At 37.0% G+C, this 15,991-nt stretch carries 17 protein-coding genes; 3 read left to right on the top strand and 14 right to left on the bottom strand.

Annotation, left to right across the window (positions count from 1 at the left end):
• Position 1: 1 nt before the first annotated feature.
• Entirely contained in the window at positions 2-1,294 is a 1,293-nt protein-coding gene (gene brnQ, locus PZ892_RS01925; protein ID WP_220476603.1) for a branched-chain amino acid transport system II carrier protein, read from the top strand.
• 107 nt (positions 1,295-1,401) lie between these two features.
• A complete protein-coding gene (locus PZ892_RS01920; RefSeq protein WP_182497978.1) occupies positions 1,402-1,953 on the top strand; it encodes a hypothetical protein in 552 nt (183 codons plus the stop codon).
• Between the two features lie 38 nt (positions 1,954-1,991).
• Here PZ892_RS01920 and metG read toward each other — a convergent pair whose 3' ends face one another.
• Positions 1,992-4,058, bottom strand: a complete 2,067-nt coding sequence (gene metG / locus PZ892_RS01915) for a methionine--tRNA ligase (protein WP_182497977.1) — start codon at positions 4,056-4,058, stop codon at positions 1,992-1,994.
• 213 nt (positions 4,059-4,271) lie between these two features.
• Here metG and PZ892_RS01910 point away from each other — a divergent pair, with 213 nt between their 5' ends.
• A complete protein-coding gene (locus tag PZ892_RS01910) occupies positions 4,272-4,667 on the top strand; it encodes a DoxX family protein (RefSeq protein WP_094255602.1) in 396 nt (131 codons plus the stop codon).
• 67 nt (positions 4,668-4,734) lie between these two features.
• On the opposite strand, the gene PZ892_RS01905 is transcribed toward PZ892_RS01910, so the two are convergent.
• The 13 genes from PZ892_RS01905 to PZ892_RS01845 all read right to left on the bottom strand — a co-directional run bounded on the left by PZ892_RS01905 (position 4,735) and on the right by PZ892_RS01845 (position 15,987).
• Positions 4,735-5,193, bottom strand: a complete 459-nt coding sequence (locus PZ892_RS01905; RefSeq protein WP_094255604.1) for a hypothetical protein — start codon at positions 5,191-5,193, stop codon at positions 4,735-4,737.
• 11 nt (positions 5,194-5,204) lie between these two features.
• Entirely contained in the window at positions 5,205-5,741 is a 537-nt protein-coding gene (locus PZ892_RS01900) for a DUF420 domain-containing protein (RefSeq protein WP_229678235.1), read from the bottom strand.
• A gap of 8 nt (positions 5,742-5,749) precedes the next feature.
• On the bottom strand, positions 5,750-6,472 hold the full coding sequence (locus PZ892_RS01895; protein ID WP_182497976.1) for an SCO family protein: 723 nt from the start codon (positions 6,470-6,472) through the stop codon (positions 5,750-5,752).
• Positions 6,473-6,483: 11 nt separating this feature from the next.
• Entirely contained in the window at positions 6,484-6,861 is a 378-nt protein-coding gene (locus PZ892_RS01890) for a cytochrome C oxidase subunit IV family protein (protein WP_094255610.1), read from the bottom strand.
• A 31-nt stretch (positions 6,862-6,892) separates the two neighbouring features.
• Positions 6,893-7,630, bottom strand: a complete 738-nt coding sequence (locus tag PZ892_RS01885) for a cytochrome c oxidase subunit 3 (protein ID WP_277712019.1) — start codon at positions 7,628-7,630, stop codon at positions 6,893-6,895.
• Between the two features lie 9 nt (positions 7,631-7,639).
• On the bottom strand, positions 7,640-8,242 hold the full coding sequence (locus PZ892_RS01880) for a cytochrome c oxidase subunit 3 (RefSeq protein WP_229678237.1): 603 nt from the start codon (positions 8,240-8,242) through the stop codon (positions 7,640-7,642).
• A 3-nt stretch (positions 8,243-8,245) separates the two neighbouring features.
• Entirely contained in the window at positions 8,246-9,154 is a 909-nt protein-coding gene (gene cyoE / locus PZ892_RS01875) for a heme o synthase (protein ID WP_182497974.1), read from the bottom strand.
• Between the two features lie 15 nt (positions 9,155-9,169).
• Entirely contained in the window at positions 9,170-10,228 is a 1,059-nt protein-coding gene (locus PZ892_RS01870) for a COX15/CtaA family protein (RefSeq protein WP_182497973.1), read from the bottom strand.
• Positions 10,229-10,276: 48 nt separating this feature from the next.
• Positions 10,277-12,049 carry a cbb3-type cytochrome c oxidase subunit I gene (locus tag PZ892_RS01865; RefSeq protein WP_094255617.1) on the bottom strand — a complete coding sequence of 591 codons (1,773 nt, stop codon included), beginning with the start codon at positions 12,047-12,049 and terminating at the stop codon, positions 10,277-10,279.
• Positions 12,050-12,176: 127 nt separating this feature from the next.
• Positions 12,177-13,532, bottom strand: a complete 1,356-nt coding sequence (locus PZ892_RS01860) for a cytochrome c oxidase subunit II (RefSeq protein WP_229678238.1) — start codon at positions 13,530-13,532, stop codon at positions 12,177-12,179.
• Positions 13,533-13,573: 41 nt separating this feature from the next.
• Complete coding sequence (locus PZ892_RS01855; RefSeq protein WP_182497972.1) at positions 13,574-14,809, bottom strand: quinol:cytochrome C oxidoreductase; 1,236 nt, start codon at positions 14,807-14,809, stop codon at positions 13,574-13,576.
• A 19-nt stretch (positions 14,810-14,828) separates the two neighbouring features.
• Positions 14,829-15,458 carry a cytochrome c gene (locus tag PZ892_RS01850; RefSeq protein ID WP_308419447.1) on the bottom strand — a complete coding sequence of 210 codons (630 nt, stop codon included), beginning with the start codon at positions 15,456-15,458 and terminating at the stop codon, positions 14,829-14,831.
• A complete protein-coding gene (locus PZ892_RS01845; protein WP_094255622.1) occupies positions 15,451-15,987 on the bottom strand; it encodes a DUF3341 domain-containing protein in 537 nt (178 codons plus the stop codon). The genes PZ892_RS01850 and PZ892_RS01845 overlap by 8 nt, the downstream gene beginning before the upstream one ends.
• Positions 15,988-15,991: the final 4 nt, after the last annotated feature.

The raw sequence follows: 15,991 nt of genomic DNA, 5'->3' as shown, positions 1-15,991 counted from the left end.
TTTGAAGAAAACGAGAGATATTATCACCATCGGATTTGCTTTATTCGCCATGTTCTTCGGAGCTGGAAACCTATTACTCCCACCCTATATCGGAATACAAATTGGAGATCATGTCGGGATCACCATTTTAGCCTTTGGACTGACTGGGATATTATTACCTTTTTTCGGGATTTTGTCGGTTGTCAATTCAGGAGAATCTTTCCAAGATTTAGGAACTCGGATCAATCATTTCCTTTCCCCAGTTCTAGGGACCATCATCATGCTATGTATCGGTCCATTGATTGCCATCCCAAGAACAGCAGCCACGACTTTTGAGGTCGGAATTTTACCTTCCTTTCCCAATTCAGATCCCTTATGGACCTCTATTGGCTTTTTTGCAATTACTTGGTTGCTTACCATAGCACCTTCTAAAGTCGTCGATATCATCGGTAATATTTTGACTCCACTCCTGTTAATTTTATTGATTAGTTTGATTGGCATGGGGATATTTGCGCCAATGTCAGATTTTAAGGAGTCGTCCTTGGATACTGAGCAATCTTTTACCTTGGGTTTTGTAGATGGTTACCAAACATTGGATGTATTAGCGTCTGTAATCTTTGCGGGAATCATTATTACAGCCTCCAGAACGAAGGGCTACAAAACAATTAAATCCAAAAACCAAGTGGTTATTGCCGCTGGGATCTTGGCTTCATCCTGTCTATTTATTATTTACGGTGGTTTGATCTACCTTGGCGCAACTTCTGGAATTGAAGATCTTGCGATTAAAAGATCTGAACTATTAATCCATATTTCCCGTGCTATCATGGGACCCTTTGGAACAATCGCCATTGCAATCAGTATCGCATTAGCATGTCTGACAACGGCAATCGCATTGACATCAGCTGTCGGAACATTCTTTTCGACCTTGACCAATGGAAAATTGAGCTATAAGCTATTAGTGACTGTATGTTGTATTGCATCTTGTATCTTATCAATTACTGGTGTGGATAATATTATCACTTTTGCCTATCCTATTTTAACTTTTGTTTACCCAATTGTGATTACTCTGGTTCTTTACACGGTATTCTTTGGAACGTTTGTGAAGAATAAAAAACCATACGTGGCAGCATTGATCGCCTCTACGGTGATTGCAACTCTATCTTTAGCAAAGCATTTTAACTTATTGAGTGAGGCCACTCTTTCAACTTTAAATCATATTCCATTTTTTAAGTATGAATTGGGTTGGGTAGTACCTTCCTTTGTTTTATTTGTGCTCATGGTACTTATCAGTGGTACTGGAAAATCAAAAGAATAAGTCATATAAGAATACGGACAATATAAAAAAGGAGAGCAGATCAAAATTGATCTGCTCTCCTTTTTATAACAGCATTATTTCACTAACTTGCATAAAACCACCAAATTATGAAAGCTAGAAACGTATATGACTTACTCTTTAAAGCGATTGGGATATTTATTTTTATCTATAGCTTGGAGAGCTTAAAGAGTCTTTTCATTTATCTCTTTATTCCATACTCCTTTGAGCAGCCATTTCAGCTAGAAAATTATTCTGATTTATTATTAAACCTACTATACTTTTTGATCGTCTTCACAATTTCATATTTTTTTGTTTTTAAGACGGATAAAATATTGAATAAATTACCTCAGAATACCTTCAAGAATGAAGAGGATATTGATTTTTCAGGGAATACTCAAAATAGCTTTCGAGTGATTTTGATATCCTTTGGGGTTTACCTGATGATTACAGAATTCCCAATATTTATTTCTGGAATAATCCGCCAGGTTATGGTAGTCCAAAACAATGCTGATGATTTCGGTTTTGATAGATATTACCTCTGGATTGCCTTGATTCGCTTGGTATTTGCGTTCTTTTTAATCTTTGGATCAAAGACTATAAGTAGTTATTTTTTCAAAGAAACGAATGGAACTGACCCAAATAAAAAAGAGGTAGCCTAATTATTGGCTACCTCTCAATATATTCTTAGCGTATCTAATTATCTCACGATGCTACCAGCGGAGATATCAGTACTCGGTCTTACAAAGTCTAAACGACCATCAGCATCTTCTGCCATCAAGATCATTCCCTGTGATTGTATTCCTTTGATTTCCCGAGGTTCCAAATTCACTAAAATAGAAACTTGTTTACCAACAATCTCCTCAGGAGTAAAGTATTCCGCAATTCCCGAAACTACAGTGCGCTTATCAATACCTGTATCAATAGTCAGTTTTAATAGTTTCTTAGTTTTAGCTACCTTTTCCGCAGTTAAGATTCTTCCAACACGGATATCCATTTTCATGAACTCGTCGAAGTTGATATTAGCTTTTTGTTCTGCTTTCGGTGCTGCCAAAGCATTGCTCACCTTAGCATTTGCTAATTTATTCAGTTGGAATTCTACTTGTTCGTCTGTAATCTTATCAAACAATAATTGCGTTTCACCTAATTGATGCCCTGATTCTAATAAATCCGATTTACCTGCATCATCCCAGCTTTTCGCCGCTAGATTTAACATCTCAAATACCTTGGTACTTGTGAATGGTAAGAAAGGCTGACCTAACAATGCAAGGTTTGCAACGATTTGGCTAGCAACAAAAAGAACTGTTTTCACACGTTCTTCATCTTGTTTGATGACCTTCCATGGTTCCTCATCAGCAAGGTATTTATTCCCCAAACGGGCAACATTCATAAATTGAGCCAATGCCTCGCGGAATCTGTATTGCGAAAGGGATTGCTTAATCAAATCTGGCAAAGCAGAAAGTTCTTTAAGAACCGCTAAATCCGATTCTGTCAATGGAGAACCCAACAATACTTTTCCATCAAAATATTTATGTGAAAGCACCATTACGCGGTTCACGAAGTTACCGTAAATAGCTACTAACTCATTGTTAACACGTGCTTGAAAATCTTTCCAGGTAAATTCAGAGTCTGAAGTTTCCGGTAGAATCGAGGTTAACATATATCTCAATTCATCCTGTTTTCCTGGGAATTCTTCTAAATATTCATGTAACCAAACCGCATGATTTCTAGAAGTAGATAGTTTATCGCCTTCTAGATTTAAGAATTCGTTTGCAGGAACATTCTCAGGAAGAATATACTCTCCATGAGCATGAAGGATTGCAGGGAAGATAATACAGTGGAAAACGATATTATCCTTACCAATAAAATGGATTAATGTAGAGTTATCCTCAGCATTTGGTTGTTGCTTCCAATATTTTTCCCAATCCTTACCTTCGTCAATTGCCCACTGTTTAGTGGCAGAAATATAGCCTATCGGAGCATCCAACCATACATATAGTTTCTTTCCTTCCGCTTCATCCAATGGAACATCTACTCCCCAGTCTAAATCCCTAGTCATTGAACGTGGTTGTAATCCTGATTTTAACCATGACTGACATTGTCCAAAAACATTGGATTTTAACTCATTCTTTTTGCCTTCAATTAACCATTTTTCCAACCATGGTTGATATTTATCTAATGGCAAATACCAGTGTTTGGTTTCTTTAAGTACTGGTGCTTTTCCGCTAAGTGTAGACTTAGGGTTAATTAAATCCGTAGGATTTAAGGAAGTACCACATTTTTCACATTGGTCACCATAAGCTCCTTCATTTCCACAATGCGGACAGGTTCCAACGATATAGCGATCTGCTAGAAATTGATGATATTCTTCATCGTAATATTGTTCAGAGAATCGCTCAATAAACTCACCTTTTTCATATAAATTCAAAAAGAATTCTTGTGATAATTGATGATGGATTGGCTCTGAGGTACGATGGTAGATATTAAATGAAATTCCAAACTCTTCAAAGCTTTCTTTGATCTGTTGGTTGTATTTATCTATAATCTCTTGAGGCGTTACACCTTCTTTTTTTGCTTTGATGGTAATAGCCGCCCCATGCTCATCGGATCCACATACATAAACAACATCCTTGTTGTTCAAGCGCAAGAAACGTACGAAAATATCGCCGGGAATATAAGCTCCAGCAAGGTGACCTATATGTAATGGGCCATTAGCATATGGCAAGGCCGAAGTAATGGTATAACGTTGTTTACTAAATATATCCAATTTGATTGCAAATTAATGTTTAATAAAGAGCCCTTTTGGCTTAGGAAACAAAGATAAGGCAAATTGAAGTATTCTACTATCACTTAGGACATTTTCATGAAGAATAGCCAAAATAATTTTTTTAATCATAAAAATTATCTTCTTGATCTATGGTAAGAATGCTATTTTTAGGAATACGTATCTTCGATTCAGTTACAATAACTATTAATAATTATGAAAAATTCAAGAATTGACTTAGGACTATTGATCATTCGCTTAGGATTCGGATTGACGATGATTGCATTTCATGGCTTACAAAAATTAATGGGTGGCCCCGAAAGATGGGCTGGTATTGGAAAATCAATGGCAAATTTAGGGATAGATTTCATGCCTACGGTTTTTGGATTCAGTGCCGGATTAGCAGAAACATTAGGTTCTTTACTATTGATGCTCGGATTATGGACACGCCCAGCAGCAATAATTCTTGCAATAACCATGTTAGTCGCTACTTTGAACCACTTGGCAAAAGGAGATGGACTATCAGGTGCATCCCATGCAATTGAATTTATGATCGTTTATATTGCCTTCGCTATTATGGGGCCAGGTAAACTTAGTATTGATAAGAAATAATAGATTTTACATTAAAATAAAAAGGCTCTACTGAACAGTAGAGCCTTATATTTTTTTGATAAGAATTCTATTTAAATACCGTGGCGTGCCAACTGTCTTTCATTGGTACCTCCCATTTTTCTGCTAAATCGCCTTCTGTCTGAACTAAGTTATTGAAAACTATAGTATCAGCATTTACTTCACCTTCTTTGCACAAGGCTTCAAACACATCTCTTGACACCAATTGAATGTTGTTTTCATTATCTCTATAGCTGATCAGTGTTCTATTGAACAATCCTATATTAAGTTCTTCCTCCAACTCTTTCAAAATCCTTACAGATTTATCAATTGAACACCCAGTAACCTGAGCAATCTCTTCATCTACTGTAAGAACAATAAACAAATTATTAATAATTTCTGCCTTACCAGCTAATTGACTACCATGTGCAGTCCACTCTTTGATAAAAGAATCTAACTTAGCCTGAGCTATTTCATGCTCCGGTTGAGTAAAAAAACGATCTGCCTGATAAATCCAAACTTTTTTCATATCTCAAATTATTAATGAGTGTAATAAGGAGAAATCATCAGATACACAATTACTCCTGTTACTGCAACATAAAGCCACATTGGATAAGTGATGCGAGCCAATTTCTTATGGCGTTCATATGCACCAGCAATCCCTCTAACAAAAGTAAATAATACGAATGGGATAATGACCACCGATAAAATGATATGTGTCACAAGAATGAAAAAATACACATATCTAATGACTCCTTCTCCTCCATAACTGGTCGAAGTGGACGTCATATGGTAGGCTACATACATTAATAGGAATAAGGATGAGAAAACCATACATAACTTAATCAGGTTCTCATGCATTTTTGCATTTCCTCGCTTAATCGCAGCTACCGCAATTACTAAACAAACCGCAGTAAGTCCATTGATGGTCGCATAGATAGGAGGCAAAAAGCTAAGTGGTTCTACATCGTAGCCCATTTTCTTAAGGTTAATGCCAAATAACGCTGCCACTGCTAAAGGAATGATAATAGACAGGGTCCAAATTATTCCTTTATATTTCTTTTCTTCTTCTGTCATTCCCATAATTACTTTCTCTCTACTTTTAATGGATTATTTCTAACCTCTTCTACTAATTGAACTTTAATTTCATCCTCTAAACGATCTAATTCAGATCTCAATGAGATATCATAAAAACCACGAATTCGTTTTTGCGAATCAATAAGAACAAATTGATTACTGATAATAAATTTGCTACTATCTCCCGGAACTGCCATTGCTTCTATTAACATGGACGACCTTGCGTAATCAAAGATATCTACACTTGGTTTATTAACAACGAACCAATGTGGATTGATTCCTTTTTGATAAGGAGCAATATATTTTTGAAGATCCGATGCAGAGTCATGTGGATCTACAGAAATAGAATATAGTTCAACTTTCGGATTAGATTTGAATCTAGCAGCAATGGTACTCATATCGTGAACCAGCTGTTTTGATAATCCTTGATCTCTTGTATAAAATAAATGAACCACAGATACGGCTGTATCTGTTCCTAGAAATTTCACCGGTTTATCATCATAATTCATGAATTCTACCGGGGATAACTGATGAAAAATAGTATCCGGGATTTCTCTCCCCATTACTCGCCTCATTTCACCAGAAAGTTTTTTGTCTCCGAACACTGGTAACTTTAGATACTCATTAGAGCCCATTTTGTTAACCAGTATATATAAAAAACCTGGCACAAATAGAACAAGTGCCAGGATTATTAATTTTGATATATTTTTCGAACGAGTAGTTTTACTCATTACTTATATGCTTATTTATGTGGGAAAGTAGGCTGATGAGTCATTACAGTGTGTAAATAACCACCTTCAACCAACATTAATATAATGAAATAGATAATAAAGAAAAATACGACAGCACAGGTGACAATAAAGCTAGATTTCTCAAACTTCAAGTGCATGAAGAATGCTACGATGTAATATGCTTTTACTAATGTCAATGCAATATAAATTACATTAACTAGCATACCTTTTTGTAGGATTCCCCAGTGGTGTACAAATCCTAAAGCGATTAAGAATTCTAATGCTGTTAAAGCTAATAGAACAAAGAATACACTCCAGATACGTTTTTTATCCATTCCTTCGCCATGCGCATGCGCATCGTGCTCTGATATATGTTCGTGATTAGTCATGTTCAATGATGTTTTTTAAATCCTACAAAAATTATACTAGGTAGAAGAAGGTAAATACGAATACCCAAACTAAGTCTACAAAGTGCCAGTACAAACCTACTTTTTCAATCATCAAGTAAGTTCCTCTTCTCTCAAACGTATTGTTTAAGGTCATGCTCAACACGATAATGTTCAACAATACACCGATCGATACGTGGAATCCGTGGAAACCTGTAATGGTAAAGAATAAGTTAGAGAACTGCAATGCAGCTGTGTAGGAAATGTCTTTAGTAAAGTAAGGCTGTAATGCTGTGACGATTGCATCTGGATCTTCTAATCCTGTAGCAGGGTTTTGACCGAACCAGAATCCCATGTGGTGCAAGTGAGACCATTCTAAAGCTTGACAGCCTAAGAACATAAGACCACCTAAAATAGTCCACAACATCCATTTAACAACCTCTTGTTTCGAATTTCGATGTCCTGCTTCAACGGCTAAAACCATCGTTACGGATGACATAATCAAAATAAAGGTCATGATACCCACAAAAACCAACGGTTGGCCTGAATCAGCGATCCCCGGAATCGATTGGAATACTTTATCCGCATCAATCCAGCTAGGTTGCGCAAATTTTTGAGCACCATAATAAATCAAGAATGCAGAGAATGTAAATGCATCTGATACTAGGAAAAACCACATCATGATCTTTCCATACTCTAAGTTCCAAGGTGATTTACCTCCGCTCCAAGGTCCTTGTTTTACCTTATCCAATTGCGATACTGTTGTACTCATTGTTTACTGTTATTGATTCAAAAGTAAGAAAACATAAATATAAATCCATAATAGATCTAGAAAATGCCAAAAAATCGAGGCAAGTTCCATCCGGAAAATGTTGTTATCCAAAGCAATCTTCCTAACTGCTCCAATATAACATCTAACCAACACCAATATTCCGGCTATGATGTGGGCTAAGTGTAAGCCTGTAAATACGTAAATGAACGATTGTGATGCATTGCTGTTTACAAAAGTAATCCCTCTGTGGAACAACACTGACCAAGCTTCAACTTGCAACCAAAAGAACACGACTCCTAATACAATAGTAATTAGTAAAAAGATCTTTTGTTTTGCTATCTGATTAGCTTTTACCGCTTTGTAAGCAAAGTGCATGCTAATACTGCTCAATACAATTACCGTGGTACTATAAATAAATGCATGTGGTAGAATAGTTTTAATCCCTTTATCCACTCCACTTGCGGTATATACTATAAATCCACTGGTTAAAGCAGCAAACATCATGAACATCCCGATTATTCCAAGCCAAAGATTAAATTTCTTAGCTTTTCTTGATTTTAGTAGTTCTTCATTCATCAACTCTTGCTTATCCATAGATAATTGTAATTCCATTTTTTATTTAAAAGGTATAAAGTCAAACAACAATACTAACTGGGTTAGTGGTAAGTAGGCAAAAGATGTAAACATAATCTTCTTTGCTGTACTTACTTCCATTTTTTGTAAGTGTTGCAGACCATACCAGGTGAAAAGTAATCCACCGATTAAGGATAAGATGGTAAAAACCCAACCTCCTATTCCATAATACATTGGTAGAAAACCAATTGGAATCATTAACAAACATGAGATAAATATAAACCATGCTGATAATTTATCCTTTCTGGTTGTAGGCAATAACCTAAAACCTGCTCTTTTATAATCATCATCCGACACCCAAGCAATGGCCCAAAAATGGGGAAATTGCCAAAAGAACTGAATTGCAAACAAAACCAATGGAGTAATAACAACTGCTTGTTCACTAACTTCTGCATATGCCAATCCGAAACCTGCGGATTTGAATGCAGCATAGTATCCAATTAGTGGAGGTAATGCTCCTGGTATTGCGCCGACCCAAACGGCGATCGGTGATTTTTGCTTTAACGGGGTATACACAAATGCATACAAGAAAATTGAAAATACTGAAAGTAAACCTGCAATAAAATTCAATCTCACTAAGATTAACGTTCCGGCAATTCCCATGAACACGCTTAAAATCAATGCCTGTCCGGTGGTCATTCTTCCTGCTGGAAGTGGTCTATCCTCGGTACGCTTCATTAATTTATCAAGATCCTTTTCTATGATCTCATTAAATCCATTCGCCGCACCAGTTACTAAAAACCCACCAATCGTTAATAATGCCCAATTAAACCAGATTATATCTCCTTGCTGTGTAGCTCCAATTAAAAACGAAATCGAAGCAGAGAACACAACTGTTAGCGTAAGCCTCAGCTTGACAAGTTTATTAAAATCTGAAATAAATTCCTTCATAGTCAAAATATATCCTTAAACAGTTGCTGAAGTAAGTTTTGATGGCTTATTCAGAATCAACAATAAATAATATTGTGCTCCAACCAATAAACTTGCAATCACTAAATGTACTGTTTGTGCAACTGCAGGAACATGAAACCTTGCCAAAATAATTCCTGACAACATCTGTATACAAACCAACACTAACGATATCTTGGCATAATTAAATTGAACTGTTCCATTCAACTCAGATGCTCTAAGCTTGAAGTATAAAAATACAGTCAAAGCTAAAGTAACATATGCTAAGATGCGATGTGTATGATAAGGCAACCCAATGGATTCAATCCATTCACTCCGCGGAAGTCCTTGTTGATTCAAATGATCAATCACTTCTCGGACTTCTGTCCCAAACACAACTTGAACAACTAATAGTGCAATTGAAATCAATGTAATCCAAGTGAAACTCTGATTTCTATTTTTCAAGTACTTGTCATTCCTAAATTTGATAGCCCAATAGTACGTTTGAATTGCTATACAAACGATTATCAATGCTAACAACATGTGAATGGTAATGACCCAAGGTGTTAGGTTTGTTGAAACAACAATTGACCCTAACCAGGCTTGTATCACAACGACAATAAGATTAAGAACGCTCCATATTGCTATGGCTTTTTTCTTTTTCCAATAAGTAAAAGAATATATTGCTGTAAACAGCATACTGAAACCGGCTAAAACTCCAGTCAGACGATTAACATACTCTGTCCAAGTTTTTACAGCATTGAACTCTTCATGTTCATGGATGGTTTCATCGTGTCGAATCTGATCTGCTAGATTTGAATAGCCAAAGGCTTCTATCATTTTTGCAAATCGTTCATTCTTTTTGACTCTACCTTCGACATAATGTTGCTCATAGCCTTCAGGCAATTGAGAAACATCGGTCGGCGGAATAATCCTGTTGAAACACTTTGGCCAATCCGGACAGCCCATTCCTGAACCTGTACTCCGAACGACACCACCTGCTGTTATTACTAAGAAAAGAACGAAAATCGTGATCTTATTTATCCGTATAAAACGCTTTTCAGCTGCTGGATACATAGATCTCTCCTTTTACATTAAAAAGTATAAAGAGAGGTAGGTAATAACCTACCCTTCTTCTTCTCTGTTATGCTCACGATTGTAAGCTTTTTGAGCCGCAATTCCTTCTTCATTGCCATCCCAGTCATGCAATAAGTTTGAACTCATTGTTTGAGAAAGAGGAGTGCTTTGAGGAATGAAATCCAGATCATTTCCAGGCTTACTGTAATCGTATGGCCAACGGTATACTGTAGGGATTTCTCCGGGCCAGTTTCCGTGAATATGTTCTACTGGAGTAGTCCACTCCAATGTATTTGAATTCCAAGGGTTTTGCGGAGCACGCTTTCCACACCAAATTGATCCGAAAAAGTTCCACAAGAATGCTACCTGACCAACAGCTGAAACAATTGCTGCCCAAGTAATCAATAAGTTAACTGATACCCATTTCTCCATGAAAGGGAATTCAGTAAATGCATAGTAACGACGAGGAACTCCGTCAATACCCATAAAGTGCATTGGGAAGAATACCAAGTACGCGCCAATGAATGTTAACCAGAAGTGGAAATATCCTAAACGCTCGTCCATCATACGACCGAACATTTTTGGATACCAGTGATAAACACCCGCCAACATACCGAAGATAGATGCAGAACCCATTACCAAGTGGAAGTGAGCTACTACAAAATAAGTATCATGTAAGTTGATATCTAATGCAGCATTACCTAAATACAATCCTGTTAAACCTCCTGATACGAAGAACGAAACCATACCGATTGCAAACATCATCGCTGGAGTAAAACGGATATTTCCTCTCCATAATGTTGCGATATAGTTGAACGCTTTTACAGCGGAAGGTACCGCGATAATCAAGGTAGTGATCATAAATACACCTCCCAAGAATGGACTCATACCTGTTACGAACATGTGGTGACCCCAAACGATGAAAGATAATACTGTAATACCTACTAATGAATAAACCATCGCATGGTAACCAAAGATTGGTTTACGTGAGTTTGTAGAAATAATCTCTGAAGTCAAACCTAATGCAGGCATAACTACGATATATACCTCAGGGTGACCTAAGAACCAGAACAAGTGTTGGAACAAGATAGGTGAACCACCTTCGTTAGGTAGAATAGTACCTTGAACAACTAAGTCTGATAAATAGAATGAAGTACCTACTGAACGGTCAAAGAATAATAATACTACCGCGGATACTAATACCGGGAAAGATAATAAACCTACGATAGCAGTTAAGAAGAACGCCCAAATAGTAAGAGGCATTTTCCATAATTCCATACCTTTAGTACGCATGTTTAACACTGTAGAAATGTAGTTTACACCACCTAATACCTGTGAAGCGATAAATAAAGCCATAGAAATTAACCATAAGGTCATCCCTAATCCAGAACCAGCAATTGCTTTAGGCACCGCCGATAATGGAGGATAGATCGTCCATCCAGCAGATGCAGGTCCACTTTCAATAAAGAAAGAAGCAACCATGATCACACATGCTGTAAAGAAAAACCAGTATGATAACATGTTCATCAATGGAGATGCCATATCTCTAGCTCCCAATTGATAAGGAATTAACAAGTTACTGAATGTACCTGATAAACCTGCTGTTAATACAAAGAATACCATCATGGTACCGTGAATGGTCACCAATGAAAGGAAAAAATCCGGTCTAATACGACCCCCTTCAGCCCATTTTCCTAAGAAAACCTCAAGAATTGGAAACTCATGATCAGGCCATGCTAATTGAATACGGAATAAAATCGACAGGATCATAGCGAAAACCGCCATTATGATACCAGTGATCAAGAACTGCTTAGCAATCATCTTATGATCTTGACTGAAGATATACTTCGTCAAAAACGTCTCATGATGGTGATCATGTGATCCGTGATGAGCTGCGTCGTGCGATATAACTGTAGTTGACATATTCTATTTAAATTCTCTGTTATATTTAATTTAATGAAGCCGCGATACGGTCATTCTTCTCTGTGTTTTCTCCTTCTGCTTGAGCAAACTCTTTTTGAAGGTCTTCAGTGAAGAATTTAGCTTGTTTGCTTAACCACTCTTTGTACTCAGCTTCTGTAACAACTCTTACATTCTTCTGCATGTTGTAGTGAGACTCTCCACAGATTTTCGCACATAACATTACGAAGTTATACTGAGGATCATTCATCTTATCACGCATCTCATCAGTTGTGATGGTTGGTGTAAACTGGAAGTAGTTTGTCATCCCTGGTACTGCGTTGATTTGAACACGGAAATCAGGAATATAGAAAGAGTGAATAATATCTTTAGACATAATGTGGAAACGAACTGGCTTGTTAACCGGAATTACGATCTCATCACCTTTCACATCATCCCACGCTGTCTTGTCATTATAGTCAATACCGTATGAGTTTAATGGTGTAGTTAATTTGTAATTACGCTTACCAAATTCACCATCCGCTCCTGGATAACGTACTGTCCACATAAATTGTTCCCCTAATACCTCAATCTGTAATGCTGATTTCTTCAAATCTTCAGGGATATTAGTAATTGAACGCCATGTAAAGAATCCGAACAATACCAAAATTGTTAATACAACTGCAGGTACAATCGTCCATAATCTCTCAATAGCATCATTATGAGGATAGAAATACGCTTTGCGCTTAGCACGCATTCTGTAGATATAGGTAAAGGTTAATAATAAAATATGAACCAATACTAATACGATGGTAATAATAACCGTAGTGATGATAAACATCGTATCGATATCCTTACCATGCTCTGTTGCAGCAGGTCTCCATGACCAGCTACCCCATACTGCGTATCCGTAGTATACAAATCCTAAAAATCCAACCAAGAAAACAAATAACAATCCCGCTTGAAGCGTGTTATTTGCCAATGGATTGTATTTTCCATTTACTTTTTTAGTCAATACATAGATTGACTGTACTTTACCAATTACTGCAACTACTGTACAGATAAATAAGAAAAGTAAAATATAATAAGTCAAGTTCTTATATACTTGAGGATCAATTTTCTTTTCTTCTTTTTGTGTAGTTGTAGCAGCAGGTACTACCGTGCTGCCTGAAGTATCTGATGCTGAAACGCTAGCTGAATCTGTTGCAGCTACAGCCGCAGCAGAACTGTCAGCAGGGGCAGCAGCCGAATCTGCAGTAACTGCAGGTGTTGCCGCTTGCTCAACCTTAGCTGTATCAGCTGCTTGATCCTGAATGGAAGCCATCGCAGGAGCAGCAAACAATAGGTTAATAGCTAATAAGCCTCCAAATAAGGACTTAAATCTGTTATGTAATTTAAACTTCATCTCTTATGACACGTTTGAACGTTATTTCAACTTAATCTCTATTAAATTTGATGGTGTAAACTCTCATCCAAGAATGGGTGATTCTTCGGAACTAAAGCATGTTTGCTCAATTTCGACAGAACTAAGAAAGTAAAGATTCCAACAAATCCTATTGCAGTACCAATCTCAACAATACCAAAGCCTCTGTGATTCTCAACAGTACCCGGCATAATCATGATATAATAGTCTAACCAGTGACCCAACAATAATACGATCGATACGAATAACATCATATTTTGCTTACGTTTTGCATCACGGTCAACCAATATTAATAATGGCGCCACAAAGTTAATAATAATGTTAATCCAAAACCAAGGCTTATATTCTGGCTCCCAACGTTTATAGAAATAAACCGTTTCCTCTGGAATGTTTGAATAGTAAATCAACATAAATTGTGCAAACCATACATAGGTCCAGAAAATTGAGAAACCAAACATTAATTTACCTAGGTCATGTAAGTGGTTTTCATTAACCCAATTCATGTAACCTGCTTTTTTAAGCAAAATTAAGATTACAGTAATCGCTGCTAATCCACTAACCCACATTGCTGCGAAGTTATACCAACCGAACATAGTTGAAAACCAGTGTGCCTCTAATGACATGATGGTATCAAATGACCAAATTGGGGTAGTAAATCCGAAGATTACTAAAAAGATAGCCGATAATTTAAAGCTCTTTTTATAAGAATTTAATCCACCTGCTAAATCCTCATTGTAAGATAATTTCGCAAGGATAAAAGCAAAAATGCTATAACTACCCATGAAAATAATCTGACGGATTAAAAATCCTGGTACATTTAAGAAAGCAGATTTTCCAGCAACTAAACTATCATAGTTCGGGCTGTTTGGATCTGTTAATCCATCTGCATGCCAGTGGTGGTATAAATTATGTGTTGATAAACCTAATGCTACAATGATTAATAAAATGATTGAAGCAATCGGTAAAATACTAGCCATTGCTTGTGGAATACGGATTAATCCCGCAGACCAAGCTGATTGAGTTACTAGTTGTAAGGCAACGAAAAACGCTCCAGCTGCACAAACACAAGTAAAATAATATCCCATCAATAATAAATTGGCATATGTACGCTCAACCATTATATGGTCACTTGATAGTAAGCCAAATGCAATTGCGGCTATCCCTACAACGATCGCAACTAAACTCAGGACCTTAGCGGTACCTGCGAATTTAAATTGCTCGCTGAAATTATAATCGTGATGATGATTGTGAGTTCCCATTTATAATATCGATGTTAAATTATTTTTTTTGTAATTCGTGAACATACATTACCACTTTCCAACGCTCCTCTGGAGATAATTGAGAGGCATGTGAGCCCATCGCATTATAACCATAAGTAATAGTGTGGTAAATTTTACCATCTGTTAACTCAGACATTTGTCCTCCTCTTGAAGATGGAGTTCCTGCTGATTTTTGATAGGATGGCGGCGGAGGAAAGTTCTCTAAAGCACGCTTACCTCTTGAATCTTCAACCTCTCTATCTTTTGTAATGGTTCCATCACCTGCACCTTCTTTACCATGACAAACCGCACAGTAGGTTAGGTATAAGGCTTCACCTTCTTTCAAGTGAGTCGGATTTACAACAATTGGATTCTTCAACTCCAATCCTGCACGCTCATATTCTTCAACAGAATTCCCGTAATCAAAACGGTCAAATCCAATCGGATTAGAACCCTGTGGCGGAGTTTGAGCAGTAATATTGTTCTTAAAATTCTTATTTGGCTGATCCGGATTAAAAGCAATCGGATCATACATATTACGTGAGAATTCCCATCCTGCACTGCGAGTGGTGCCATCTCCGCATGAAGAAACAACTGCTGTTAAAGCCACAGCAACACATACAGTTCCAAGAAAATTCTTTTTATTCATAACTAACATATTTTCTTTCATTGTACTTAACTTCTACTGCTCCTGCTTCTTTCAATAAGCCATCGATCAACGCATGGTCAGTATTTTCATTCGCATCTACTGCAATAATAAAACGATCATCCGTTGCTCTCAAGTCCATTACACGTGGTGCGCGGCCTGGAAACAAATGATTACGGAAAAAGAACGTTGCAACCATACCTAAGGCACATAATAAAATAGTCACCTCAAATGTTACCGGAACAAAGTTTGGTAATGGCATGGATGGCTTTCCCCCTACGTTCATCGGCCAATCATACGACATGGTGTAAAACAAAAGACTAAATCCTAAACATGTTCCCAATGCACCAAAAATAAATGCCGCAATGGGTAATCTTGATGGTTTAACACCTAACTTAGCCTCAATCCCGTGGATTGGCATCGGTGTGAAACAATCGTAAATGCTAATATTGTTTGCTTGCAACTTGTCAATCCCATGCATCATTTCATCAGGATCAGCAAAACTACCTAGTATATATTTTGTATTGCTCATTGCT

Source organism: Sphingobacterium sp. WM, from assembly GCF_029542465.1.
Lineage (GTDB): Bacteria > Bacteroidota > Bacteroidia > Sphingobacteriales > Sphingobacteriaceae > Sphingobacterium > Sphingobacterium cellulitidis.
This window is presented reverse-complemented; position numbering and strand designations above follow the sequence as displayed.

What these genes read in the sequence shown, in the direction of transcription:
- PZ892_RS01920 (WP_182497978.1), top strand. Translation starts at nt 1,402, where the DNA reads ATGAAAGCTAGAAACGTATATGACTTACTCTTTAAAGCGATTGGGATA.
- PZ892_RS01910 (WP_094255602.1), top strand. Translation starts at nt 4,272, where the DNA reads ATGAAAAATTCAAGAATTGACTTAGGACTATTGATCATTCGCTTAGGA.
- PZ892_RS01905 (WP_094255604.1), bottom strand. Translation starts at nt 5,193, where the DNA reads ATGAAAAAAGTTTGGATTTATCAGGCAGATCGTTTTTTTACTCAACCG.
- PZ892_RS01900 (WP_229678235.1), bottom strand. Translation starts at nt 5,741, where the DNA reads ATGACAGAAGAAGAAAAGAAATATAAAGGAATAATTTGGACCCTGTCT.
- PZ892_RS01895 (WP_182497976.1), bottom strand. Translation starts at nt 6,472, where the DNA reads ATGAGTAAAACTACTCGTTCGAAAAATATATCAAAATTAATAATCCTG.
- PZ892_RS01890 (WP_094255610.1), bottom strand. Translation starts at nt 6,861, where the DNA reads ATGACTAATCACGAACATATATCAGAGCACGATGCGCATGCGCATGGC.
- PZ892_RS01885 (WP_277712019.1), bottom strand. Translation starts at nt 7,630, where the DNA reads ATGAGTACAACAGTATCGCAATTGGATAAGGTAAAACAAGGACCTTGG.
- PZ892_RS01880 (WP_229678237.1), bottom strand. Translation starts at nt 8,242, where the DNA reads ATGGAATTACAATTATCTATGGATAAGCAAGAGTTGATGAATGAAGAA.
- cyoE (WP_182497974.1), bottom strand. Translation starts at nt 9,154, where the DNA reads ATGAAGGAATTTATTTCAGATTTTAATAAACTTGTCAAGCTGAGGCTT.
- PZ892_RS01870 (WP_182497973.1), bottom strand. Translation starts at nt 10,228, where the DNA reads ATGTATCCAGCAGCTGAAAAGCGTTTTATACGGATAAATAAGATCACG.
- PZ892_RS01865 (WP_094255617.1), bottom strand. Translation starts at nt 12,049, where the DNA reads ATGATTGCTAAGCAGTTCTTGATCACTGGTATCATAATGGCGGTTTTC.
- PZ892_RS01860 (WP_229678238.1), bottom strand. Translation starts at nt 13,532, where the DNA reads ATGAAGTTTAAATTACATAACAGATTTAAGTCCTTATTTGGAGGCTTA.
- PZ892_RS01855 (WP_182497972.1), bottom strand. Translation starts at nt 14,809, where the DNA reads ATGGGAACTCACAATCATCATCACGATTATAATTTCAGCGAGCAATTT.
- PZ892_RS01850 (WP_308419447.1), bottom strand. Translation starts at nt 15,458, where the DNA reads ATGAATAAAAAGAATTTTCTTGGAACTGTATGTGTTGCTGTGGCTTTA.
- PZ892_RS01845 (WP_094255622.1), bottom strand. Translation starts at nt 15,987, where the DNA reads ATGAGCAATACAAAATATATACTAGGTAGTTTTGCTGATCCTGATGAA.